Annotated in this window: 22 protein-coding genes; 10 read left to right on the top strand and 12 right to left on the bottom strand. The window is 62.3% G+C overall.

The genetic code is table 11. From position 1 onward, the window contains the following. Positions 1–183 precede the first annotated feature (183 nt). Positions 184–762 carry a hypothetical protein gene (locus tag RM533_RS02200; RefSeq protein WP_311339545.1) on the bottom strand — a complete coding sequence of 193 codons (579 nt, stop codon included), beginning with the start codon at positions 760–762 and terminating at the stop codon, positions 184–186. An 89-nt stretch (positions 763–851) separates the two neighbouring features. On the opposite strand from RM533_RS02200, the gene RM533_RS02205 reads away from it, so the two are divergent. The 3 genes from RM533_RS02205 to RM533_RS02215 are packed head-to-tail and all read left to right on the top strand — an operon-like array spanning position 852 to position 2,668. Beyond that, positions 852–1,631, top strand: coding sequence for a TlyA family RNA methyltransferase (locus tag RM533_RS02205; protein ID WP_311339546.1), 780 nt, complete (start codon positions 852–854; stop codon positions 1,629–1,631). A gap of 59 nt (positions 1,632–1,690) precedes the next feature. Further along, on the top strand, positions 1,691–2,293 hold the full coding sequence (locus tag RM533_RS02210) for a TspO/MBR family protein (protein WP_311339547.1): 603 nt from the start codon (positions 1,691–1,693) through the stop codon (positions 2,291–2,293). Between the two features lie 27 nt (positions 2,294–2,320). Then, on the top strand, positions 2,321–2,668 hold the full coding sequence (locus tag RM533_RS02215) for an accessory factor UbiK family protein (protein WP_311339548.1): 348 nt from the start codon (positions 2,321–2,323) through the stop codon (positions 2,666–2,668). 46 nt (positions 2,669–2,714) lie between these two features. On the opposite strand, the gene RM533_RS02220 is transcribed toward RM533_RS02215, so the two are convergent. Further along, positions 2,715–3,797, bottom strand: coding sequence for an alkene reductase (locus tag RM533_RS02220; RefSeq protein ID WP_311339549.1), 1,083 nt, complete (start codon positions 3,795–3,797; stop codon positions 2,715–2,717). A gap of 75 nt (positions 3,798–3,872) precedes the next feature. After that, positions 3,873–4,529, bottom strand: a complete 657-nt coding sequence (locus RM533_RS02225) for an alpha/beta hydrolase (RefSeq protein WP_311339550.1) — start codon at positions 4,527–4,529, stop codon at positions 3,873–3,875. 181 nt (positions 4,530–4,710) lie between these two features. Here RM533_RS02225 and RM533_RS02230 point away from each other — a divergent pair, with 181 nt between their 5' ends. From RM533_RS02230 to RM533_RS02240, 3 genes are read left to right on the top strand one after another with little or no spacing between them, the layout of a single operon-like run. Further along, on the top strand, positions 4,711–5,772 hold the full coding sequence (locus RM533_RS02230; protein ID WP_311339698.1) for a cysteine desulfurase family protein: 1,062 nt from the start codon (positions 4,711–4,713) through the stop codon (positions 5,770–5,772). Continuing rightward, positions 5,769–6,875, top strand: a complete 1,107-nt coding sequence (locus tag RM533_RS02235; protein WP_311339551.1) for a cysteine desulfurase family protein — start codon at positions 5,769–5,771, stop codon at positions 6,873–6,875. Before RM533_RS02230 ends, RM533_RS02235 begins: the two co-directional genes overlap by 4 nt. Next, positions 6,872–7,204, top strand: coding sequence for a 2Fe-2S iron-sulfur cluster-binding protein (locus tag RM533_RS02240; RefSeq protein ID WP_311339552.1), 333 nt, complete (start codon positions 6,872–6,874; stop codon positions 7,202–7,204). The genes RM533_RS02235 and RM533_RS02240 overlap by 4 nt, the downstream gene beginning before the upstream one ends. Positions 7,205–7,288: 84 nt before the next feature. On the opposite strand, the gene RM533_RS02245 is transcribed toward RM533_RS02240, so the two are convergent. Continuing rightward, a complete protein-coding gene (locus RM533_RS02245; protein ID WP_311339553.1) occupies positions 7,289–7,810 on the bottom strand; it encodes a type 1 glutamine amidotransferase domain-containing protein in 522 nt (173 codons plus the stop codon). A 109-nt stretch (positions 7,811–7,919) separates the two neighbouring features. Here RM533_RS02245 and parC point away from each other — a divergent pair, with 109 nt between their 5' ends. After that, on the top strand, positions 7,920–10,214 hold the full coding sequence (gene parC, locus RM533_RS02250) for a DNA topoisomerase IV subunit A (protein WP_311339554.1): 2,295 nt from the start codon (positions 7,920–7,922) through the stop codon (positions 10,212–10,214). Positions 10,215–10,318: 104 nt separating this feature from the next. Here parC and RM533_RS02255 read toward each other — a convergent pair whose 3' ends face one another. From RM533_RS02255 to RM533_RS02285, 7 genes are all read right to left on the bottom strand, one after another. After that, positions 10,319–11,725: a DEAD/DEAH box helicase gene (locus RM533_RS02255; RefSeq protein WP_311339555.1), complete on the bottom strand. Its 1,407-nt coding sequence runs from the start codon at positions 11,723–11,725 to the stop codon at positions 10,319–10,321. 270 nt (positions 11,726–11,995) lie between these two features. Further along, a complete protein-coding gene (locus RM533_RS02260) occupies positions 11,996–12,664 on the bottom strand; it encodes a retropepsin-like aspartic protease family protein (RefSeq protein ID WP_311339556.1) in 669 nt (222 codons plus the stop codon). Between the two features lie 99 nt (positions 12,665–12,763). After that, a complete protein-coding gene (locus RM533_RS02265; RefSeq protein WP_432265005.1) occupies positions 12,764–13,945 on the bottom strand; it encodes a CCA tRNA nucleotidyltransferase in 1,182 nt (393 codons plus the stop codon). After that, a complete protein-coding gene (locus RM533_RS02270; protein ID WP_311339557.1) occupies positions 13,942–14,547 on the bottom strand; it encodes a CoA pyrophosphatase in 606 nt (201 codons plus the stop codon). The genes RM533_RS02265 and RM533_RS02270 overlap by 4 nt, the downstream gene beginning before the upstream one ends. A gap of 7 nt (positions 14,548–14,554) precedes the next feature. Further along, a complete protein-coding gene (locus RM533_RS02275; protein ID WP_432265012.1) occupies positions 14,555–15,118 on the bottom strand; it encodes a DUF1285 domain-containing protein in 564 nt (187 codons plus the stop codon). Positions 15,119–15,187: 69 nt separating this feature from the next. Further along, positions 15,188–15,727: a GNAT family N-acetyltransferase gene (locus RM533_RS02280; RefSeq protein ID WP_311339559.1), complete on the bottom strand. Its 540-nt coding sequence runs from the start codon at positions 15,725–15,727 to the stop codon at positions 15,188–15,190. Positions 15,728–15,818: 91 nt separating this feature from the next. After that, positions 15,819–17,009, bottom strand: coding sequence for a PQQ-dependent sugar dehydrogenase (locus tag RM533_RS02285; RefSeq protein WP_311339560.1), 1,191 nt, complete (start codon positions 17,007–17,009; stop codon positions 15,819–15,821). 21 nt (positions 17,010–17,030) lie between these two features. On the opposite strand from RM533_RS02285, the gene rnhB reads away from it, so the two are divergent. The 3 genes from rnhB (at position 17,031) to folP (ending at position 20,153) form a co-directional block, all read left to right on the top strand. Further along, the gene (gene rnhB / locus RM533_RS02290; protein ID WP_311339561.1) at positions 17,031–17,639 is read left to right on the top strand and encodes a ribonuclease HII; all 609 of its coding nucleotides are present in this window, start codon (positions 17,031–17,033) and stop codon (positions 17,637–17,639) included. Positions 17,640–17,841: 202 nt separating this feature from the next. Further along, a complete protein-coding gene (locus RM533_RS02295) occupies positions 17,842–19,002 on the top strand; it encodes a site-specific DNA-methyltransferase (protein ID WP_311339562.1) in 1,161 nt (386 codons plus the stop codon). Between the two features lie 8 nt (positions 19,003–19,010). After that, entirely contained in the window at positions 19,011–20,153 is a 1,143-nt protein-coding gene (folP, locus tag RM533_RS02300; RefSeq protein WP_311339563.1) for a dihydropteroate synthase, read from the top strand. A 72-nt stretch (positions 20,154–20,225) separates the two neighbouring features. On the opposite strand, the gene RM533_RS02305 is transcribed toward folP, so the two are convergent. Then, the gene (locus RM533_RS02305; RefSeq protein WP_311339564.1) at positions 20,226–21,635 is read right to left on the bottom strand and encodes a sigma-54-dependent transcriptional regulator; all 1,410 of its coding nucleotides are present in this window, start codon (positions 21,633–21,635) and stop codon (positions 20,226–20,228) included. Between the last annotated feature and the right edge of the window lie 3 nt (positions 21,636–21,638).

The raw sequence follows: 21,638 nt of genomic DNA on the forward strand, positions 1-21,638 counted from the left end.
TGCAAAGGCCGCGCTGCGCAGGCTCCGGCCAGAACCCGGGCGGCGGCAGGGTCCCGGCATCTTGACCGGACCCATGGTGGACAACATGGCAAGGCGCCATACGTCCTGCAAGTCCCGCGAACAAAGATCTCGATGATGCTGACGAGCCGGACCTTGCCTGGGCAGGCTCCGGCACAAGGTCGATCAGCGGCAATCCTCGGCGACCCGGGCGATCTCGGCCCAATTGGGCAGCAGCAGATCCGGCGCGCCCGGGACCATGACGGCAAAACGTCCGCGTGAAAACACCATGGCATCTATGATCGGATCGTGCGGCGGCAGCGTGGCCATGGTCTGCGGCGTTGATCCGTCGACCACGAGTGCAGGCAAGGTCCTGCTTTGCGATGTTGTCACGATCGTCATTGCAGCGGCTTTGCCGGTAGCACCAGCGCGCCATAATCTGATCTGGCGATTGGCCGGCTCGCAGGCCATCGTGAACAGCGTTGCTCCGCCAGCGGTGCCGAACAGCGCCCGCGTGGCCGCGGGATCGGCGCGATAGAACCAGTCGCCCGGCGTCAATGCCCCATCCTGCCAGTTGGATGCAACGGTTGCTGGCGGCGGTGGAGCAACAGGAGCAGCGGGGCGCACAGGTGCAGGGGCGGGCGCAACTGCCTGCTGCGGGGCACAGGATGCAAGCCCCAGACCGGTAAATGCGATGGCCATGCCGGTCAACATCCAGCATTTGCGCATCGCCTGCTTCGCGGTCGTATCATGACTTGGCTTCATGGCGTGCTTATGCGAGTGGAGGCCGCCATGTTCAAGCACAAAGCCGGCGCTGACCAGCTGCCGGCCTCGCAATTTGCAGTGGCATGTTCATGACAAGGAAGCCGTTCTTGCCCAAAGCCGGTCCACGAGGTGCGGGCAAGACCCGGGCAGACCAGCTGCTGGTCCAGAACGGGCTTGCGCCAAGCAGGGCACGGGCACAGGCGCTGATCATGGCAGGGATCGTCTTTACAGGGGAAGACAAGATCACCAAGCCTGGGCAGCAGCTTGCCCCCGACGCTGTGCTGGACGTGCGCGGACGCGATCATCCATGGGTTTCGCGTGGCGGCATAAAGCTGGCGCATGCGCTGGAGACATTCGCGTTGAACCCCTCGGGCGCGGTGGCGATGGACATCGGCAGTTCGACGGGCGGGTTTACCGATGTCCTGCTGCAGAACGGGGCAGCGCATGTGTTTGCCGTTGATTCAGGCACAAATCAGCTTGCCTGGTCCTTGCGCAGCGATCCACGTGTCACGGTGCTGGAACAGACCAGTGCGCGGGTGCTGACGCAGGTGCAGATCGACCGGCCATGTAACTGGGTGGTGTGCGACGCAAGCTTCATTGGCCTTGCCAAAGTGCTGGAGGTGCCGCTTGCCCTGGCAGCGCCTGCTGCAACGCTGATCGCGCTCATCAAGCCGCAGTTCGAGGTGGGGCGCGGCGAGGTGGGCAAGGGCGGCATTGTACGTGAGCCTGCGCTGCATGCCCGCGTCTGCGACGAGGTGCAGCAATGGCTGACACAGACTGGCTGGCAGGTAAACGGCCTCACCACCAGCCCGATCCGTGGGCCGGGCGGCAATGTCGAATTTCTCGTCTGGGCGCAAAGAACATCCTAGCGAGGCGCCCGCACATCGGGCAATCTGCACCGGAATAACAATCGTGAGCGCGAAACATGATGAACAACGCCGATCAAGACGACGAACGTCCAGTAGCCGGCTCCATTCATCATGAGCAGGATCCCGCTGCTCGGGGCGATGTTGCTGCCGGGCCTGCCGCAGCGACGCACCATACTGCCAGTCATCGGCAGAAATCCCTGCTTTGGTGGGCGTTGCTGTGTGTGCCGCTGGTCGTGGTCGCCGGATTGCTGGTCGGGCAATTGTCCGGTTCGTCGGAGAATGACCCATGGTTAGAGACGCTGATCAAGCCCGATATCTTTCCGCCAGGCTGGGTGTTCGGCGTTGTGTGGACCATTCTCTATGCGATGATGGGCTTTGCGCTCGCTCTGGTGATTGCGTCTGATCGACGGGGGCACAAGGGATCGGCAATCGCCATTTTTCTCATCCAGCTTGTCGTCAATCTTGCCTGGACTCCGCTTTTCTTCAGCGCGCATTTGATCGGCATTGCGTTTTTCTGGATCGTGCTGCTGCTGGTGCTGGTCATGACCACCATGGCAATTTTCGCCAAGGTAAGCCGGCTCGCCGCGGCCCTGCTCATTCCGTATCTCGGGTGGATAGGGTTTGCCGCCGCCCTCAATTTGCAGATCTGGCAGTTGAATTGAACGGTCAAAACAGCCATCTTGCATCGCATGCAAAGCGACAATCCACGGATATCCGACCTCACCCGCCTTATCACCGCTGCTGCCGGCACTTTTGCCGGCATGGGCCGAGAGGCTTCCGAAGCTGCCCGTGAACGGCTGAAGGAAGCGATGGGCGGGCTCGACTTCGTCAGTCGCGACGAATTCGAAGCGGTCAAGCAGATGGCAGCGGCTGCCCGGAGCGACAACGAAGCGCTTGTCCGCCGTATCGACGCGCTGGAGAGCAAGCTGGCGCAGGGTAACGACAGGTCTGCCAATCCTGCCGACGTGACGGGTGTACGCGCATCCGACAGTTCGGATGCCGGCTTACCCGGAACCGCAGGCACCGGCCCTATCTGATCCTGATGATCCGCCGGCCCTTCGCAGCGCCGGCGGATCCAATATTTCAGGCAGCAGCCGCTGTGTTGCGGATTACTCCGTCGCGTTCCGGATAGTCGGTGTAACCCTGCTCCTCACCTGTATAGATGCGATCCCGGTCGACGCGCGTCAGTTCCGCGTTTTCGCGCAGCCGCTCCACCAGATCGGGATTGCTGATGAAGTGCCGCCCGAAAGATACCGCCTGCGCCCGCCCGCTGGACAGCAGTTCGCGTGCCCCATCTGGCTTCAACCCGTTGTTGGCAATGATGGAGCCTGACCAATTGTCCTGCACCATTTGCAGCATGCCGCCCACATCCACGAGGTGCACATAGGCAAGGCCGAGCTTGTCAGCCGCCTGTAGCAACGGCACGAAGGTTGCCGCTGGATCAGGATCGACCATGTCATTGTAAGGATTGCCGGGAGAAATGCGGAACCCCACGCGATCATGTCCGATGGCATCGCCCATCGCCTGCAGGACCTCGATTACAAAGCGGATGCGGTTCTCGACCGATCCGCCGTATTCATCGGTGCGATCATTGCTGTTGGGGTTGAGAAACTGGTTGGCCAGATAGCCGCTGGCGCAGTGCAGCTCAACACCATCGAGCCCGGCCTTTCGCGCATTTCGCGCTGCATCGGCGTATTGCTGCACCACTTCGCGCACCTCTTGCGTGGCAAGCGCGCGCGGCTGGGCAGTGGGTACCGGCACCCCGTCGGGACCCGGCACCTTGTCCGCTGAGGGAATTGCACTCGGAGCGACCACCTGTGAGGCGTCCTGTTTGTTGGCAATGACGCATACGCGGCCGCAATGCATCAACTGCACGACGATCAGGCCGCCACGTTCGTGCACTGCTTCGGCAATGCGCGACCAGCCGGCGACCTGATCGGGGGACCAGATCCCCGGAGTGCGCCAATATCCCTTGCCGTCGGCGCTGGGTTGCGTTCCTTCCGTCACGATGAGCCCGGCGGAAGCCCGCTGCCGGTAATAATCCACCATGAGATCGGTTGGAACATCGCCCGGTCCGGCGCGGTCGCGGGTCATGGGTGCCATCACCACCGCATTGCGCAAGGCAAGCGCGCCCAGGTCAACAGCTTCAAACAGGGGATCGGTCATGGCAACAGTCTCGTTTCTGGTGTCGTCTCCGGCTGACGCAAAGAGATCGGCAGCCAGCGGTCATGGATGAGCAGGTTAGCGGATCGGGCAATCAGGAGAGAGCCGAAAGTCAAGGTAATTGCCCACTGCCCGCATCAGTTCGTCGTGCTCGTGTTCGAAGAAATGGTTGGCACGGGGAATTTCCTCGTGGTGGATGGTGATGTGCTTTTGCGTGCGCAGCTTCTCTACCAGCTTCTGAACGGACACGGGCGTAACGACCGTGTCGGCCGCGCCCTGGATCATGATGCCGGACGCAGGGCAGGGCGCCAGAAAAGAAAAATCATACATGTTCGCAGGCGGAGCGATGGAAATGAAGCCGCGGATTTCAGGCCGGCGCATCATCAGCTGCATGCCGATCAGCGCGCCGAAGCTGACGCCGCCCACCCAGGTGACCTGCGCCTCGGGATGTACCGCCTGCACCCAGTCGAGCGCGCTCGCCGCGTCGGACAATTCACCGATGCCATTGTCGAAACTGCCCTGGCTGCGTCCGACGCCGCGAAAGTTGAAGCGCAGCACTGCAAAGCCGCGGGACACGAAATCCTTGAACAATGCCTGCGTGATCCGCTCATTCATGGTGCCGCCGCCCTGAGGGTGCGGGTGCAGGATCATGGCGAGCGGCGCGCGCGGGCGCGGTGCTGGATGAAAACGGCCTTCGAGACGGCCTTCGGGGCCGGGAAAGATTACAGCTGGCATGGTTTGTATCGTAAACCCGATGTTGGCCCCGCCTCGTGCCGCAAATGTGGCGGGCAGGGGTGTGATTTGCTTGCGCTGCCTATATAGAGTGCAAGCGCGCCAAGGCAATGCACACGCTGTCTGGCATCATCCGGTCTGATCTGCCTGTGGTCAGCCAAGTTTCAAATCTGGACAATCCGCTCTGGTTCAAACCGTCTATCTCGATCATGCGGCAAGTGCGCCGCTCCTGCCCGATGCGATGGACGCGCTTCGTGCCGGTCTTGCTCTTGACGCCAATCCATCCAGTCCTCATCGCGCCGGCCGTGCAGCGCGTGCAGCGCTCGAAGAAGCACGCGGACATATGGCAGAGGCGCTTGACTGGGATGGGCTGGTGATTTTCACCAGCGGCGCAAGCGAGGCGCTCGCTATGGCGATGACCCGCGCCCATGCAAGAAAGCGGATGGTCAGTGCAGTGGAGCATGAGGCGGTCAGCAGGCATGCCGGGCAAGCGGTGACGCTTCGTGTGGGATCAGATGGGCTTGTCGATTGCACGTCCTTGTCAGACACACGCGACACGCTCGTCTGCATCCAGCAGGTGAACAATGAAACTGGGGTGATACAGGCACTTGACGCAGCAGCGCCGCTGATCCGCGATGCTGGCGGCGTGCTGCTGGCCGATTGTGCGCAGAGCGCCGGCAAAATACCGCTGCCGACATGCGATATGGCAGCCATTTCTGCCCATAAGTTTGGCGGACCTCCCGGCATCGGTGCCTTGCTGGTGCGCGATCCGGCACTGCTGGCGCCAAGTGGCGGGCAGGAGCGCGGCTATCGTGGCGGCACCGAAAATGTGGCAGGCGCGATGGCAATGGCGGCGGCGTTGCAAGCCGGGCGCAAATCTGCGTGGCTGCCCGAGGCCAGGCAATTGCGCGACCGGCTGGAAAGCGCAATCAGACGCGACGGCGGCATGGTGGTGGCGGCAGGATCACCGCGCATCGCGACGATCGGCGCCTATCGTCTGCCCGGAAAGGCGGCGGCAGTGCAACTCATCCGGCTGGACAGCGCCGGCATTGCGGTGTCGGCGGGTAGCGCCTGTTCATCGGGATCGCTGCGCACGAGCCATGTCTTGCAGGCAATGGGCATGGACCCGCGTGCCGCTGCCGAGGTGATCCGCGTCAGCATAGGGGTCGAAACCACGGCTCGCGACATTGATCGCTTTGTCGCGGTGTGGAGCGAAATGGCGCAGCCGCGCAAGGCGCCGGCATGATCTACCTTGATTATCAGGCAACGACGCCGCTTGCGCCTGAAGCACGTGAGGCGATGCTGCCATGGCTTGACGGGCCGGACGGCACAGGCTTCGGCAATCCGCACAGTCCGCACAGGCTGGGGCGCATGGCGCAGGCAGCAGTCGAGCTCGCGCTTGACGATATCGCTGCGCTTTTCCCGCCAAATGGGCGTATTGTTCTTACCTCCGGCGGGACAGAGGCGATCAACCTTGGCATCCGTGGGTCCGCGCCATGCGCCGACACCCGGCCCGTGCTGGTGTCGGCGATAGAACACGCTGCCGTCCTGGACACCGCCGCTGCGACAGGTGCACCCGTTGTCACGCTGCCGGTCACCAGAGACGGTATCGCCGATATTGGCTACAAATGGCCGGAAGACGTGCGCCTCGCCTGCATCATGCAGGTCAACAACGAGATTGGCACGATCCAGCCGATCGCCGAGTTTGCCAACAAGGCCCGCGAAGCTGGCGCATTGCTTTTGTGTGACGCGGTGCAAGCCTATGGCAAGCTTCCGGTGGCAGGGGCGGACATGATCGCGGTATCGGCACACAAGCTGCATGGCCCCAAGGGGATCGGCGCTTTGTGGGTTGCAGACGGCATCGAACTTGTCCCTCAGATTACCGGCGGCGGACAACAGGGGCAGATGCGTTCCGGCACTTTGAGCCCGGCGTTATGTGCAGGCTTTGCCATGGCAGCGCGGCTTGCGCGTATGCAGATGGAGGAGGATGCCATCCATGTCGCAGCATTGCAGCGGCAGGCTCTTGCCAGCCTGACTGGCTGGACAGTCAATGGCAGCCTCGAGACGAGATGGCCGGGCAATCTCAACCTGAGGAAGGACGGGCTCGATGTTGCCCGGCTGATGTCGCAGGTGCGCAGCGTTGCCTTTTCGGCAGGATCGGCCTGTGCTTCGGGATCCGGCCGGCCTAGCCATGTGCTGCGCGCGATCGGCCTTGATCCCTCGCAGACGAAAAGCGCTATCAGGCTCGGGTTTGGACGATACACCACATCGGCGCAACTAGAGGAAGCCTGCGTCCTGATCGAAACTGCGGCTGAGGCTCAGCTTCTGGAAAAGGTGCCCCCGGCATGATCCGCGTCAATTTCATCAACGCCGGCGAAGAGCAGGTCAGCGTGCAGGCGCAACCCGGCGACAATCTGCTCAGGGTTGCGCAGGCGGCAGGGATGCCGCTGGAAGGCACCTGTGAAGGGCAGATGGCCTGCTCGACGTGCCATGTCATTGTCGCGGCCGACTGGTTCGACAGGCTCGGTGACGCTTCGGATGATGAGGAGGACATGCTGGATCTTGCCGCAGGCGTGCAGCGGACCAGCCGGCTATCCTGCCAGATCAGTCTGACCGAGGCGCTCGATGGACTGACCGTGCGGATCCCAGGGCGCTCGCGGGACATGCGACAGACATGATCGGGGGCACCTGATCACGAAGGTCCGATCAGGCGTGAAGGACGGACGCCGCAACCTGCATGCGCCCGCCCGACCAGCCACAGGTTAATCTTGCAACGACTTGATGATGGCAGCGTTGAAGGCAGGGATATCGTCAGGCTTGCGGCTGGTGATGAACTGCCCGTCGGTCGCGACTTCCTGATCGACGACCTTTGCTCCTGCGTTCTTCAGATCCGTGCGAATTGACGGCCAGCTGGTCACCGTCTTGCCTTTTACCACATCGGCTTCGACCAGCAGCCAGGGTCCATGGCAGATCGCCGCAACGGTCTTTCCTGCCTGGACAAACTCCCTTACGATAGCGACGGCTTTTTCCTCCATCCGCAGTTTGTCAGGGTTGATCTGTCCGCCCGGCAGCACAAGCGCGTCGTAATCGCTCACCTCGACTTCGCTCAAGGTCCTGTCCACCTGGACTTCCTTGCCCCAGTTTCCCTGATCCCAACCCTTGATCGTGCCGCTGTCCGGGCTGGCAACGTCGGTGGTGAAGCCTGCGTCCTCGAGCGCCGCTTTCGGCTTGATCAGTTCGGATTGTTCAAAGCCGTCGGTGGCCATGATCAGCACTTTTGCCATGCAAATTCTCCTGTGAGTGCAAATGGGGTCTTTCCCCGCCAACGGACCGGGGATGGGATACGTTCCGCCGTTTGCCACGCTCCGCCGTGCTGCTAGAGCGGTTGGCACGATGGCAATCAAAAAGACCGACAAGAACGAACCCGATCCCTTCGACAAGCTGATCGACGCCCCTTTCGATGCCGCGCTATCGGAACGCTACCTCGTTTATGCGCTGTCCACGATAACGGCACGATCACTGCCAGATCTGCGCGACGGGCTGAAGCCGGTGCATCGCCGGCTGCTTTGGGCGATGCGGCAGTTGCGGCTCGACCCGGGGCAGGCCTTCAAGAAATCGGCACGCGTGGTGGGCGACGTGATCGGCAAATATCACCCGCATGGCGACACCAGCGTCTATGACGCCATGGTGCGTTTGGCGCAGGATTTTGCGCTGCGCTACCCGCTGGTCGAGGGGCAGGGCAATTTCGGCAATATCGACGGTGATAATGCCGCAGCCTACCGATATACAGAAGCACGGCTGACAAAGACTGCCAGCCAGCTCATGGCCGGGCTGGAAGAAGGCACTGTCGATTTCATCGCCACCTATAATGGGGAGGAAGAGGAGCCCGACATCTTCCCCGGCCTGTTCCCCAATCTGCTTGCCAATGGCGCCAGCGGCATCGCAGTCGGCATGGCAACATCAATACCAAGTCACAACGTGGCTGAAATCATAGACGCCACCTTGCTGATGATCGATGATCCGCAGGCGAGCCATGATCAGCTGATGCAGGTGTTTACCGGGCCCGATTTCCCGACCGGCGGACTTGTCGTGGACAGCGCCGCATCGATATCGCAAGCCTACGCCAGAGGCCGGGGCAGCTTTCGCATGCGGGGGCGCTTCCACGCAGCAGAAGCGCAGCGGGCGGAGGACCGGGATACCGGGATCGAGCGGCTGAGCGGTGGACAATGGCAGCTGGTCATCTCCGAAATTCCGTATCAGGTGCACAAGGGCAAGCTCATTGAGCAGATCGCCGACCTCATCGCCGATCGCAAGCTGCCCATCCTGGAAGATGTGCGCGACGAAAGCGATGAGACGATCCGGATCGTTGTCGTGCCCAAGAGCCGCAAGGTGGACCCTGAACTGCTGAAGGAAGGGCTTTACCGGCTCACCGATCTGGAAAGCCGGTTCTCGCTCAATCTGAATGTCCTTGACGCGACACGCACCCCCATCGTCATGGGTCTGCGCGAAGTGCTGGCCAACTGGATCGCGGCGCAGACCGATATCCTGTTGCGTCGCAGCCAGCATCGGCTGGACAGGATCGCTGCCCGGCTGGAACTGGTCGAAGGCTACATCATCGCCTTCCTCAACCTTGACCGGGTGATCGAAATCATTCGTTCTCAGGATGAGCCAAAACCTGTGTTGATGGCGGAGTTCCTGCTCACCGACCGGCAGGCCGAAGCGATCCTCAACATGCGGCTGCGTTCCTTGCGCAAGCTGGAGGAAATGGAGCTGCGTCGCGAACGCGACACGCTGATGGCGGAGCAGGCAGAACTGCTAAAATTGCTCGACAATCCGGCGCGGCAACGCACCCGGATGAAGCGCGATCTTGTTGCATTGCGCAAGGATTATGCCGAAACAACAGCGCTTGGCGCGCGCCGCACGACCATTGCCGAGGCAGAACCCACAGTGGAGTTCAACCTCGATGCGATGATCGAAAAAGAACCGGTGACCATCATCCTGTCGCAGCGTGGCTGGATCAGAGGTCTGCGCGGTCATGCCGAACTGGACGGCGATTTCAAGTTCAAGGAAGGTGATGGCGCTGCCTACGCCTTGCACGGGCAGACCACCGACAAGCTGCTGCTCGCCTGTGACAACGGCCGGGTCTATACCATCGGCTGCGACAAACTGCCGGGGGGGCGCGGTTTCGGCGAGCCGGTGCGGTCCATGGTCGACATCGATTCATCGGCGCAGATCGTCGGGGCAATGCTGTACAAGGCAGGTGAACAGGTCCTCCTGGTTACCGACAGTGGCCGCGGCTTTGCGGCACAGATGGGCGATCTGCTTGCCGAAACCCGCAAGGGCCGGCAGGTGGTGAATGTGAAGGAAGGATCGCAGTTGCTTATCGCCCGGCGGATCCCTGCAGAACATGACCACGTCGCTGCCGTTGGCGACAATCGCAAGCTGATCGTATTCAGTCTTGAGGAACTGCCGGTAATGGCGCGTGGCGCGGGCGTGCAATTGCAGCGTTACCGTGATGGTGGCTTGTCCGACGCGATCACGCTGAAGCTGGAGGACGGGCTGAGCTGGGCCATGGGCGGCGAAACCGGCCGCACGCGCACTGAAAAGGACATGTGGCAGTGGAAAGTTGCCCGCGGTGCTGCCGGCAGGCTGCCGCCCAATGGGTTCCCGCGCGACAATCGGTTCTGACGGCCCCTTCCGATCATCCGGTATCGGCTGCCCCCTCGCACGAAAACAGGGGCCGCGCCTGTCCGGCACGACCCCTGTCATCATGGCTTTTCTGAAGGACAGGCTCAGGCGCGGGCGGCACCCTTGTCCGACCCGCCCGGACGCGGACCGCGGGGCCGTGACCTGCGGTTGGCATTTCCGCTGTCGCCATCGGTCCGGCGTTCGCCGCCAGACTGCGGGCGTGAGCGACTCCGATTGTCTCCGCCTGCGCTGCGTCCACCTGCGCCGCGCCCACGTCCGCTGCCGGAACCGCGCCGTTCGCCTTGCGGTGCCCGTTCGGCTCCTGCGGGCTGGCGCGATGGCTTGGGCAGGGTCTGCGCCTGCATGACGAAGTCGGAGGGCAGCGGCACCGGGTCCAGCTTCACGCGGGTGAGCCGTTCGATGTCGCGCAAATAGGGTTTTTCATCGGGCGCGACATAGCTGATCGCGATGCCGTCGGCGCCCGCGCGCGCAGTGCGGCCGATGCGGTGGACATATTGTTCGGCGACATTGGGGATCTCGAAATTGAACACATGGCTCACTCCGGTCACGTCGATGCCGCGTGCGGCGATGTCGGTCGCGACCAGCACCGGCACGCGCCCCTCGCGAAATCCGTCGAGCGCGCGGGTCCGTTGTGCCTGGCTCTTGTTGCCATGGATGGCGGCGGCGTTGATCCCGGCGGCGGCCAGATGGCGCACAACCTTGTCGGCGCCATGCTTGGTGCGGGTGAACACGAGGCAGCGTTCGATCTTGCCGTCGTCCAGCCCGGCCTTCAGCGACAGGGTCAGCAACGCCTGCTTTTCCGCCTGGTTGACAAAGGTGACATATTGCTCGACGCGTTCCGCCGTGGTCGCCTGCGGCGCGATCTCCACCTTCACCGGATCCTTGATGAAGCGTTTGCCGAGCTGTTGAATGGCGGACGGCATGGTTGCCGAAAAGAACAGGCTCTGCCGCTTTTCAGGCAACATTGCGGCAACGCGGGTCAGAGGCTTGATGAAGCCCAGATCCATCATCTGATCCGCTTCGTCGAGCACGAAGATTTCCACATCGCGCAAGGTCAGCGCACGCTGATCGATAAGATCGAGCAGGCGGCCCGGCGTCGCGACGAGCACATCTGTGCCGCCCACCAGCTTGCGCGCCTGCTTGGGCACCGGCACGCCGCCGAAGATGCATTGAATGTCGAGCGACAAATGCTTGGCATAATAGGCCATGTTGTCGGCGATCTGCGCCGCAAGTTCACGGGTCGGCGACAGCACCAGCATGCGGCACGACGCCGGCTTGCGTTTGTTGCCGCTCTGCGCGAGCCGGTGGAGCGAAGGGAGCGCAAAGGCCGCGGTTTTGCCGGTGCCGGTCTGGGCGATGCCCAGAAGGTCGCGCCCTTCCATCAATGCGGGGATTGCCTGCCGCTGGATCGGGGTGGGCTCTTCGTAACCCTTGGCGGCAAGTGCGCGCAGGATGGGTTCAGGCAGGCCGAGTTCGGAAAAATAGGACATGAATTGATCTCTTGTACAGGCGCACGGCCGCGTTCCGCATGGCGGAAGGCGCGCAGATTGCGCGGGGGTCTTTCAGGCGACCCTAGCGTGAATGGGAAGCTTTGCGGTATGAACCGTAAATCGGGTGCGGACATCTGCCTTTTGAAGTGGCAGCGTTCACGCTGGCATCCGATGCCGCGGGACGAACCCGCGCTGTCATGGCCGGGCAGATAGTCCTGCTTGTGCAATCATGCAAATCCTTTCTGCATGACGAGCCGGAAGTTTGATGCGTCAGCCTGTGGCTGCCGGCTGCGGATGATGCGGCACGAGGATCAGCACGCCATCCTCCACCCGCCAGCTGTCCAGCCGCGACAGGAAGTTCATGCCGATCACGTTCATGCCCTGCATCGATGGCGCAACGACAGCGTCAAGGTCACGCGCAACGATGTTGCCGGCCCGCAATTCGCCGATTGACGCCAGCTGTGCAGGAGCAGCGCCATTGGCAGTGCGCAGCGCGATCGTGCCGCGCAGCGACGCTTTGGCAATGCCGCCCGCCAGCGCGGTTTCAGGCGCGATCGCTGTGAGCGACGCACCGGTATCGACGAGGAACCGTTCCGGGTGACCGTTCACCGTCGCCTCAAGCCAGTAATGCCCGTCCCTTCCCAGCGGCACCCTGGTCTCGTCGCCCTCCACAATCTGTTTCGGGAGGCCGAGCTGCGGCAGGGCCAGGTCGAGTTCGGGATTGAGCCGCGCCACATCGACGATGGTAAGCACAAGCACACCGGCAAGTCCGAGGCTGCCCATCATCCGCATCGCCGCTCCCGGCGCAGGGGCAATGCGCCCCACAACGCCGCCGATGATGGACAGTGCAATCGCAAGAAGCGCCAGCGCAAGCAGCGGCTGCGCGGCAAGGACGGCGCCAAACGGGAGGCGCTCAAAGGGGATGAAGGACAGATCCATGGCAGCCATCATAGCATGACGCAGCTTTCGGTGTGGTGACTATCTGTACTGCCTGGCTGTGCCCGCTGGTTGTAACGCCAAGGCTGCCATGTCAGGCAACTATGCCACTCCGCTGCCAAGCTGCGCAGCGAGTATTTCGCGGGTTCTGGCTTCGTCGGGAAAACCTTCTTCGATCCAGCACTGCTCGACCGTCTTCAGGATGCGGGCGATTTGCGGACCGGAGTCAACTCCAAGCGCCATCAGGTCGCGTCCGCCAACCGGCAGTCGCGGTGCCTGCCAGTTGCGCAGCGGCGCGATGGACTTGCCACAAAGCAACAGGCGATCGACCGCACATTGCATGCCCAGACGATAGGCAAGCGCACGCGGATGGCTGCCATCCACGTCGCCGGCCTCCACTGCGCAGGCAATCCGCTTTTTCTGTGCATTCGAGAGGCGCAGACGCGAAGCGGCCTGCAGTGCAGCCTGCCGTTCGTCGGGTAACAGCGCGACCAGACGCCGCATGGCGTCAGGTGCCACATCGGCATCGCGTTCGCCGGCGACCAGAACAACCAGCGTGTCGAGCTGCGTCGGGCCTGCTGAGGGAAGGATTGTCGGCAATACGCCGCACGCTGACATGAGGCGCACGGTCGCGACCGGATCGGCAAGCCCGAGCAGGCTTGTCAGCTCGGCTCCCACCCGTTCGCGCGACAACGCCATCAGCATGGGCGCGCCCTGGCTGCAGGCCGCCAGCGCCTCTGCGTCGGCAGGTTCGGAACCGAATCGAGCCTGGAAGCGGAAGAAGCGCAGGATCCGCAGATGATCTTCCGCAATCCGCGCATGCGCATCGCCGATGAACCTGACCTTGTGGGCAGCAAGGTCATCAAGACCGCCGAAGTAGTCGGTAATCTCGTGCGTCGCCGGGTCGGCGTAAAGCGCGTTGATGGTAAAGTCGCGCCTTGCGGCATCTTCCTGCCAGTCGCAGGTGAAAGCAACGACTGCATGGCGTCCATCTGTCACCACATCGCGGCGCAGCGTGGTCACTTCGACCGGACCGTCTGTGAGCAGCGCTGTGATCGTGCCATGTTCAATGCCGGTGGGGATTGTCCGGATGCCGGCACTTTGCAACCGAAGCATTACCTCTTCCGGAAGATGGCGGGTGGCAATGTCGATGTCGCGCGCGGCCGTTCCTGCCAGCGCGTCGCGCACGCAGCCGCCAACATAACGGCAGTCGGCCGCGCCCAGTGCTGCGACCAGTGCTGCCAGCCCGTCCCGCCGGGTCCAGTCGAGTGGCGGCAGCTTCACCGAGGCTGCTCGTCCCAGCCCAGCCGTTTCGACAGGTTCTGGATGATGGCTGCCGTTACGCCCCAGATGCGGTGGCCCTGCCAGTGAATTTCGATGAACTGGCGCGCGCGACCTTGATGCATGGCGCTGCGCGAGACATGGTTGGCCGGATCGAAGACGAAGGACAAGGGTACTTCGAACCATTCATCCACCTCTGCAGGGTTGGAGCGAAGCGCAAGGTCAGGCGGCACCGTCGCCAGCACCGGTGTGATGGCAAAGCCGCTGCCGGTGCGGTACCGGTCCGTTTCGCCGATGACGTGCACCTGGCTTATTGGCAGGGCAATTTCCTCCTGTGCCTCGCGCAAGGCTGCCTGGACGGGAGTTTCGCCGCTGTCGATAGCTCCGCCGGGAAATGCCACCTGCCCGGGATGAGTGCGCATCGCACTTGGCCGCTCGATCAGAAGGATGCCAGGCTCGTCCTGGCGCTGTGTGACAGCGATCAGCACGGCAGCGGCCCGTGCTGGCCGGTCCGGCATGAAATCTGCTTCATCCCGCAGGTCGGTAATGGCGCGCGTGTGCCCACGCCGGTGCATCGCGATAAGCCGGCCGTGAATGTCGTTCATGTGGAGATCAGGTCCCGGGCAGCAGCGAAAAGGTTACGCCCCTGCTGACAATCGCAAGCGGATCGCTGCCATTGTCCATCGCCATGGTGGCAAGCTGTGTATAGGTGGACCGGTCGAGCCGCGCTTCGAGCCTGTCGCGTACCAGCACATAAAGCGCCGGCGTATCAGGATCGCCGTGCGCCGTGATCGGATGCGCGGCATCGGCGATGACCAGTTCGTCTGTGTTGGTGCGAAAGGCGAGCACCTGTTCACCGGCTTCGTCAAGAGCGACGACGTCAGTAGCAATGAACGGGGCATCCTCAACGATTATGGAAAGTTTCTGGTGTGGCATTACGAGCCAGAAGCCGTCCTCATCAAGGCGCAGCAATGCTGAAAAGCTGCGCACCATCGCTGGCCGATGGATGATGCCGCCCTCGTGCCACCAGCGCCCGTCGCGCGCGATGCGCATATTGCTCGTACCTGTTTCAACAGGGTTCCATTGTTCCAGAGGCGCAAGTCTGCGGGCAGCAACAGCGGCGCTGATATCCTCAAGACGCATGGCGGCAAGATCGGGGGAGGGAGTGTACGGCACATCATCTATCTGGCACCCCGGCACCCGATCGCCAAGAGGCATGTTGCAATTGCCTTGGCCGATGTCACGCTATTGCACAGACGGCACCGCCCTGGTCCACGGACCGAGCATGCCATGGGTGGGAAGCACCAAAGGATTGGCCGTGCGGCACAGCAAGCGTGCCGGGTCATAGGGGCCGGGCAGCCGCCAGCCAGCGGTATGATCGGCGACAAAACCGAAGAACCTGCCATAATAGGCAGGGTCACCCACCAGCACCTGCGGCAGTGGCCCGCGTGCTCCCGATGTTTCGGACAACGCCTTTAGAGCGGTGAGCATCAGCATCCTGCCAAACCCTGTATTCTGCGCACCGGGCACGACCGCCACCGGCCCGACCATGACCAGCGGATGGACGCGCCCTGCAGGATCCGTGAGGCCGACCGGCCAGCACTGAATGGTGCCGGTCAGCATTTCCTCGTCGTCAAGCGCGGCGAAGGACAGCGCAGGCAACCAATCCATCCCCTCACGCACGAGATAAGCGGTGCGGCGCTGCCGTTGCGGATCAAACGCGAGATCGAGCAGATCTTCGATCATGCCCGTCTCGACATTGGAAAGAGGAATTATGGATGCCATGCTGCGCGCGCCGATAGGCTTTGCGTGCGGCGCTGTCGATCCGCTTTCATGTCTCCTGATCTGTCTTGTGCTTGAAGCCGGACAGATTTGCTCAGCGTTTTGGGGTCAATCGCCACAGTTTCGCGCCTTTGCCATCTTCCACAGCCCAGATGGCCCCGTCTGCAGCCTGCGCAACCTCTCTGATCCGCGCGCCCATTGGCTCACGCGAAAGCTCAACCGGGGTTCCGCTGTCAAAGCCCACCGTGACGATGTTCTGCGTTTTCAGCCCGGCGATGATCGCCTGTCCGTCGAGCGCGGGAAACATAGTGCCGGTGTAAAAGATGAAGTTGCCCGGTGCGATCACCGGATCCCAGGAAATATCGGGCGCATTGAATTCGGGTCGGGTCGAATGGTCGGGGATGTTGCCACCATCATAGTCAATGCCGTTCGACACGATCGGCCAGCCGTAATTGGCACCGCGTTCCACCAGATTAAGCTCATCCCCGCCTTTGGGGCCGTGCTCCAGCGTCCATAACTGGCCAGCCGGGTCAAAACCGATGCCCAGCATGTTGCGATGACCGTATGACCAGATCTGCGCCGCGGGTCCGCCTCGTCCGGCGAACGGATTGCCGGGCGCGGGGGTGCCATCGGGCAGCAGACGCACGATTGTTCCCAGCGTGTTGGAGAGGTCCTGCGCCGGCGTCTTTTTCTGGCGTTCGCCGCTGGTGATGAATAGGTAATTTCCATCTGGCGAGAACGCGATGCGATGGGAGTAATGCGCGCGTCCTGTCACCTTTGGCTCCTGCCGCCAGATGACCTTGAGGTCATCGAGGCGGCAGCCGCTTGCGCGGTCCTCTTCGCATTTCAGGATGGCACGACCCACGACGGCTCCGCGGGTGTCGGCAGGACCTGCCTCTGCCCAGCTCAGGTAAACGGCACCGCTTTGCAGATAGTCGGGCGCGAATACCAGATCACCGAGCCCGCCCTGACCGCCATAGTCCACCGCCGGCACTCCTGAAACACTGCTGATCGTGCCGTCGGGCTGGCGGATGCGAATGGCGCCCTCGCGTTCGGTAATGAACAGATTGCCGGTGCCCGGCTCGAATGCCATCGCCCAGGGCTCGTCGAACGTGCCCATGTTCTCGCGAGCGAAGCCTGTAAACTGCTGTTCGCCTGCACCCATGCGCATTTCGTCATCGATAACAGGACGCGAAGGCGAACTGCAGCTTGCCACAGATGTCCCGCCAAGCAAGAGAGGCAGGACAAGGAGCAGGGCTGGACGATGCAAGGCAGATCTGATCATGAATTGGCAACTTTTCCGAATATGACGCTTGTGCCGCAAACCGATACCATGATTGTCGGCGTTGATGAAGCGGGTCGTGGGCCGCTTGCAGGTCCGGTCGTGGCAGCAGCGGTGGTGCTATGTAAGCCCCGGCCTGCCGGGCTGGGCGATTCCAAGACGCTGTCCCGCCCGGTTCGCGCCGCACTGGATGAAGCGATCCGTCACCGCTGCGTCTGGGGCATCGGCGTGGTGGATGCAGCGCAGATCGACACTCTCAACATATTGGGCGCGACCATGCTCGCCATGTCCATGGCGGTAGAAGCCGTTTGCAAGCAGCGGCTTTGCAAATCCATGGACGTGCTGATCGACGGCAATTTGACGCCGGCAGGCCGCTGCCACAGATGGCGCTGGCCAGCCCGGGCGATTGTGCGCGGGGATGCGACGCAGCCTTGCATTTCGGCTGCATCCATCGTCGCGAAGGAACATCGCGACCGGCTGATGCGGGAGGCAGCGCTGCGCTATCCGCACTATGGCTGGGAGCGGAACGTGGGGTATGGCACCAAGGAGCATCTGGCCGCGCTGCGCAAGCATGGACCGACCCCGCTGCACAGGCGCAGCTTTGCCCCTGTTGCCCAGCTTGACATGTTTTGAACCGGGCGAGTCCACAAGGGCACACCACCAGATATTGAGGTGCTGCGGCGCTCCCGCCACCTGCTGCGGTGTCTGATCATCGTTTCGCACCAGGAGAGGCTGGGGACTTGCAGGTGTGTGCGCTGGCGCGTCTTGCGCATGACCCTTGACGCGGAGTCCGCGCGGACTCAAACGGGTTATCCACAGGCAGAAACGGGATATCATGGCCACAGTTTTGAAGATCCGCACCAAAACTTCACCTGCGGCAGGACAGTCGCACGCTGCGTCATCTTGCGACGTTTCGCCTGCCGCCAAGCTGCCTCTTGGCACGATCCTTGCCGGGGACTGCATTGCCGCCATGGCCGCCATTCCCGACGACAGCATTGATATGGTGTTTGCCGATCCGCCCTATAATCTGCAGCTCGGCGGCAATCTGCTGCGGCCGGACGGCAGCACGGTCGATGCCGTTACCGACGATTGGGATCAGTTTGCAAGCTTTGCCGCTTATGATCTGTTTACGCGCAACTGGCTGGCGCAGGCACGCCGGATCCTGAAGCCTGCCGGCTCTTTGTGGGTCATCGGCAGTTATCATAACATCTTCCGCGTCGGCACGGCGATTCAGGATGCTGGGTTCTGGATCATGAACGACATCGTGTGGCGCAAATCCAATCCAATGCCCAATTTCAAGGGTACACGGTTCACCAATGCGCATGAAACGCTGATCTGGGCGGCCTTTGATGAGAAGGCCAAATACACGTTCAATTATCGCGCCATGAAGACGCTGAACGATGAACTGCAGATGCGATCTGACTGGCTGTTGCCGATCTGTTCGGGACAGGAGCGGCTGAAACATGACGGTGTCAAGGTTCACCCGACTCAAAAACCCGAAGCATTGCTTTATCGGATCATGCTGGCAACGACACGGCCCGGCGATGTTGTGCTCGATCCCTTCTTTGGTACCGGCACCACCGGCGCGGTTGCAAAAAGGCTGGGCCGCGAGTGGATCGGCTGCGAACAGGAAGCCCGATATCGCGACGCGGCGATGGAGCGGATAAGAAGCGCGCTTCCGCTCGATGAACGAGCAATAAAGACGATGCAGTCCAAAAGACAGGCGCCGCGGGTGCCGTTCGGGATGCTGGTTGAAGCGGGATACATTGCGGCAGGCACGATGCTGGTGGACAAGAAGCGGCGTTTCAGCGCCTTTGTACGTGCCGACGGATCGCTTGACGCTGCCGGTGCGACAGGCTCGATCCATGCAGTTGGCGCGCAGCTGCAGAATGCTCCGTCCTGCAACGGCTGGACTTTCTGGCATGTCATGCATGAGGAGGGGCTGAAGCCCATCGACACGGCGCGCCAGCTCTACCTTCTCGCCAACGAGGAGTGACCCGGTCGGTGGAACGGGTCTATATCCGACCGGTAGCATTTGTCGATGCGCCGCAGCTCGTTGGTGTTACGCAAGAAGCGGTACGGCTGGGCGGCTCCATGGTGTATGCCTGCCGGTTCGCATTGATCAGGCGCGACGATGATGGTCGCGTCATTGATTGGCACATGACAGACAGCGTCGGAATGACGCGCGCGCTGGGCAAGCTGCCTGATGCGCTTGCCGCGGCAGGAGAGGAGCAATGGGCCAATCTGCGCCGATCCCAGCCGCCGCTTGTGCTGCCGCTGTTCAACCGGGACAGGCGCATTATCCCTCTCGATCAACCTCAGATGATGGGGATTCTCAATGTCACGCCGGATAGCTTTTCGGACGGCAATGCATATGCTGGCGCGCCCGATCAGGCAGTCGCTGCCGGTGTACGCATGCTCGAGGCGGGCGCAGCAATCATCGATATCGGTGGCGAATCAACCAGACCCGGCGCTGCCCCGGTGTATGAGGAAGAGGAGCAGGCCCGGGTCCTGCCCGTCATTAAAGGCTTGGCGGCGACAGGCGCGGCGCTGTCGGTCGACACCCGCAACGCCACCGTCATGGCAGCAGCGATTGCCGCTGGCGCGCGCATCATCAACGATGTTTCCGCGCTCCGCTTTGACCCGCGAGCCACGCAAATCATTGCCGATGCAGACGTGACGGTGGTGCTGATGCATGCATCCGGCAGTGGCAGCGATTTGCACGCCGGAGCAGGTTCGAGCAATGTTGTGCTTGACGTGTTTGACTGGCTGGCCGAACGGCGCGACCGGGCCATTGCGGCGGGAATTGCGCGCGACCGCATCATTCTTGATCCAGGCATTGGTTTTGGCAAATCGCTTGCCGAAAATCTTGCGCTCATCAACGCTCTGCCGCTGTTTCATGCGTTGGGGCAGCCGCTGCTGGTGGGGGCAAGCCGCAAACGCATGATCGGCGCGCTTTCAAAGGAGGCACCGGCAGACCGGCGCCTTGGCGGATCTGTGGCAATTGCAGGAAAGATCATGGACGCAGGCGTGCCCTTGCTCCGTGTCCATGATGTCGCCGAAACCCGTCAGGCTGCCGACATATGGCGCGGCTTGAAGGATGCGGCACTTACCGATTTCAGTCAGATCCCTGAGGATTTGGCCTGAAGAAGGGGCGCTTCGCCGCGGTGGCCAGAACGGGTAAAGCCGGTGGTTGCCGATCAAGGGGCGAGCACACAGTCAGGCCGCGTTGTCGATTCCCAGCTCAACCAGCTTGCGGTAGAGCGTTGATCGTCCGATATCCAGCCGGCGGGCGACTTCGCTCATGCGGCCGCGATAATGCCCGATCGCAAGCCGGATCACATCGGCTTCGATATCTTCCAGCCGCCGGATGTTGCCATCTGCGCTGAAGAGGGTAACGCCACCAGCCGCTGGCGCGCTGGGCACAAGGTCGGCGCCGACAATGTTGAGCAACTGCGGGAAGTCCGCAGGTGACAAGGCATCGGTGTCGCAAAAGATTGCCGCACGAAACAGCACTGCCTGCAATTGTCGAAGGTTACCCGGCCAGCTGTAGCCGTTGAGCAGGGCAAGCGCTTCATCCGTGATGCTCAAGGTGCGCAGGCCGGGTTGCTTGCCGATCAACCGCAGGAAGTGTCGCGACAGGGAGTAGATATCGCCTTGTCGCGCGCGCAACGGTGGAAGCAGGATTTCAGCGGGGTCGAACAGACCGCACAGCCGGGGATCGAGCACACCAGCTTCCTGCAATTCGCCGCACGGAGCCGAGGAGGTGCAGATGATGCGCACGTCGACGCGAAAACCATGCTGGGCCCCAACCGGCTTTATCTCGCCTCGTTCAATGGTCTGCACCAGTCGCGCCTGGAGCGCCAGCGGCAGATGCTCGATATCGTCGATGAGCAAGGTTGCCCCGTCGGCTTTCTCAAGAGCGCCTACACGACGGTCGAAAGCTCCGGCAAAGGCGCCGCGTTCGTGTCCGTAAAGCGCGGATTCAAGATGGCCAGGTGCCATGCCTGCCGCATGCATGATGTGCAGCGGCTCACGCGCGCGGGGGCTGGCGGAATGCATGGCCCGGGCCAGCACCTCCTTGCCTGTGCCGATCTCTCCGCTGATCAGGGCCAGACCATGACCACGCGCCGTCTTGGCAGCCCGGGCCAGCGCCGATCTGAAATTCGGTGCAGAGCCGATCATCATGTCGAAATCGGGTGGGCTGTCGAGCTTTTCGGACAGAGGCAGCAGCGTGCCTCCGTCCGCTTCGCGCGAACTGGAGCTTTCCAGTGCATACAACAGCCGTTCGGCCGCTAATGGCTTGATCAGATAATCCGCCGCCCCTGCGCGCATCGCCTGCACCGCCAGCAGTGGCGAGGATGACGCGGTCAGGAGCAGCACTGCGAGTTCAGGAAGGAGAGCATGGATCTGCCCGATCAGCTGGCAGGAATCCTCGCCGGCTATCCAGCTGTCGAGAAGCAGCGCGTCAAAATGGGGAGCGTCCGGCTGCCTGAGCAGGGACAGCGCCGCATCACCATCCCCAACGTGCATCACTCGCCATGTCGCGCGCGACGCAATGGATGAGACCATACGGATCTGCGCGGGATCATCGTCGACCAGTAAAAGAAGCCGGCTTTCCTGTTCCACATT

This window comes from Croceicoccus esteveae, assembly GCF_031846435.1.
Taxonomy (GTDB): domain Bacteria; phylum Pseudomonadota; class Alphaproteobacteria; order Sphingomonadales; family Sphingomonadaceae; genus Croceicoccus; species Croceicoccus esteveae.

Excerpts from the sequence above, each read along its gene's own strand:
- parC (WP_311339554.1), top strand. The coding sequence starts at position 7,920 with ATGGCAATCAAAAAGACCGACAAGAACGAACCCGATCCCTTCGACAAG.
- RM533_RS02205 (WP_311339546.1), top strand. The coding sequence starts at position 852 with ATGACAAGGAAGCCGTTCTTGCCCAAAGCCGGTCCACGAGGTGCGGGC.
- RM533_RS02215 (WP_311339548.1), top strand. The coding sequence starts at position 2,321 with ATGCAAAGCGACAATCCACGGATATCCGACCTCACCCGCCTTATCACC.
- RM533_RS02200 (WP_311339545.1), bottom strand. The coding sequence starts at position 762 with ATGAAGCCAAGTCATGATACGACCGCGAAGCAGGCGATGCGCAAATGC.
- RM533_RS02210 (WP_311339547.1), top strand. The coding sequence starts at position 1,691 with ATGAACAACGCCGATCAAGACGACGAACGTCCAGTAGCCGGCTCCATT.
- RM533_RS02235 (WP_311339551.1), top strand. The coding sequence starts at position 5,769 with ATGATCTACCTTGATTATCAGGCAACGACGCCGCTTGCGCCTGAAGCA.
- rnhB (WP_311339561.1), top strand. The coding sequence starts at position 17,031 with ATGACGCTTGTGCCGCAAACCGATACCATGATTGTCGGCGTTGATGAA.
- RM533_RS02295 (WP_311339562.1), top strand. The coding sequence starts at position 17,842 with ATGGCCACAGTTTTGAAGATCCGCACCAAAACTTCACCTGCGGCAGGA.
- RM533_RS02285 (WP_311339560.1), bottom strand. The coding sequence starts at position 17,009 with ATGATCAGATCTGCCTTGCATCGTCCAGCCCTGCTCCTTGTCCTGCCT.
- RM533_RS02245 (WP_311339553.1), bottom strand. The coding sequence starts at position 7,810 with ATGGCAAAAGTGCTGATCATGGCCACCGACGGCTTTGAACAATCCGAA.
- RM533_RS02260 (WP_311339556.1), bottom strand. The coding sequence starts at position 12,664 with ATGGATCTGTCCTTCATCCCCTTTGAGCGCCTCCCGTTTGGCGCCGTC.
- RM533_RS02225 (WP_311339550.1), bottom strand. The coding sequence starts at position 4,529 with ATGCCAGCTGTAATCTTTCCCGGCCCCGAAGGCCGTCTCGAAGGCCGT.
- RM533_RS02280 (WP_311339559.1), bottom strand. The coding sequence starts at position 15,727 with ATGGCATCCATAATTCCTCTTTCCAATGTCGAGACGGGCATGATCGAA.
- RM533_RS02270 (WP_311339557.1), bottom strand. The coding sequence starts at position 14,547 with ATGAACGACATTCACGGCCGGCTTATCGCGATGCACCGGCGTGGGCAC.
- RM533_RS02240 (WP_311339552.1), top strand. The coding sequence starts at position 6,872 with ATGATCCGCGTCAATTTCATCAACGCCGGCGAAGAGCAGGTCAGCGTG.
- RM533_RS02220 (WP_311339549.1), bottom strand. The coding sequence starts at position 3,797 with ATGACCGATCCCCTGTTTGAAGCTGTTGACCTGGGCGCGCTTGCCTTG.
- RM533_RS02255 (WP_311339555.1), bottom strand. The coding sequence starts at position 11,725 with ATGTCCTATTTTTCCGAACTCGGCCTGCCTGAACCCATCCTGCGCGCA.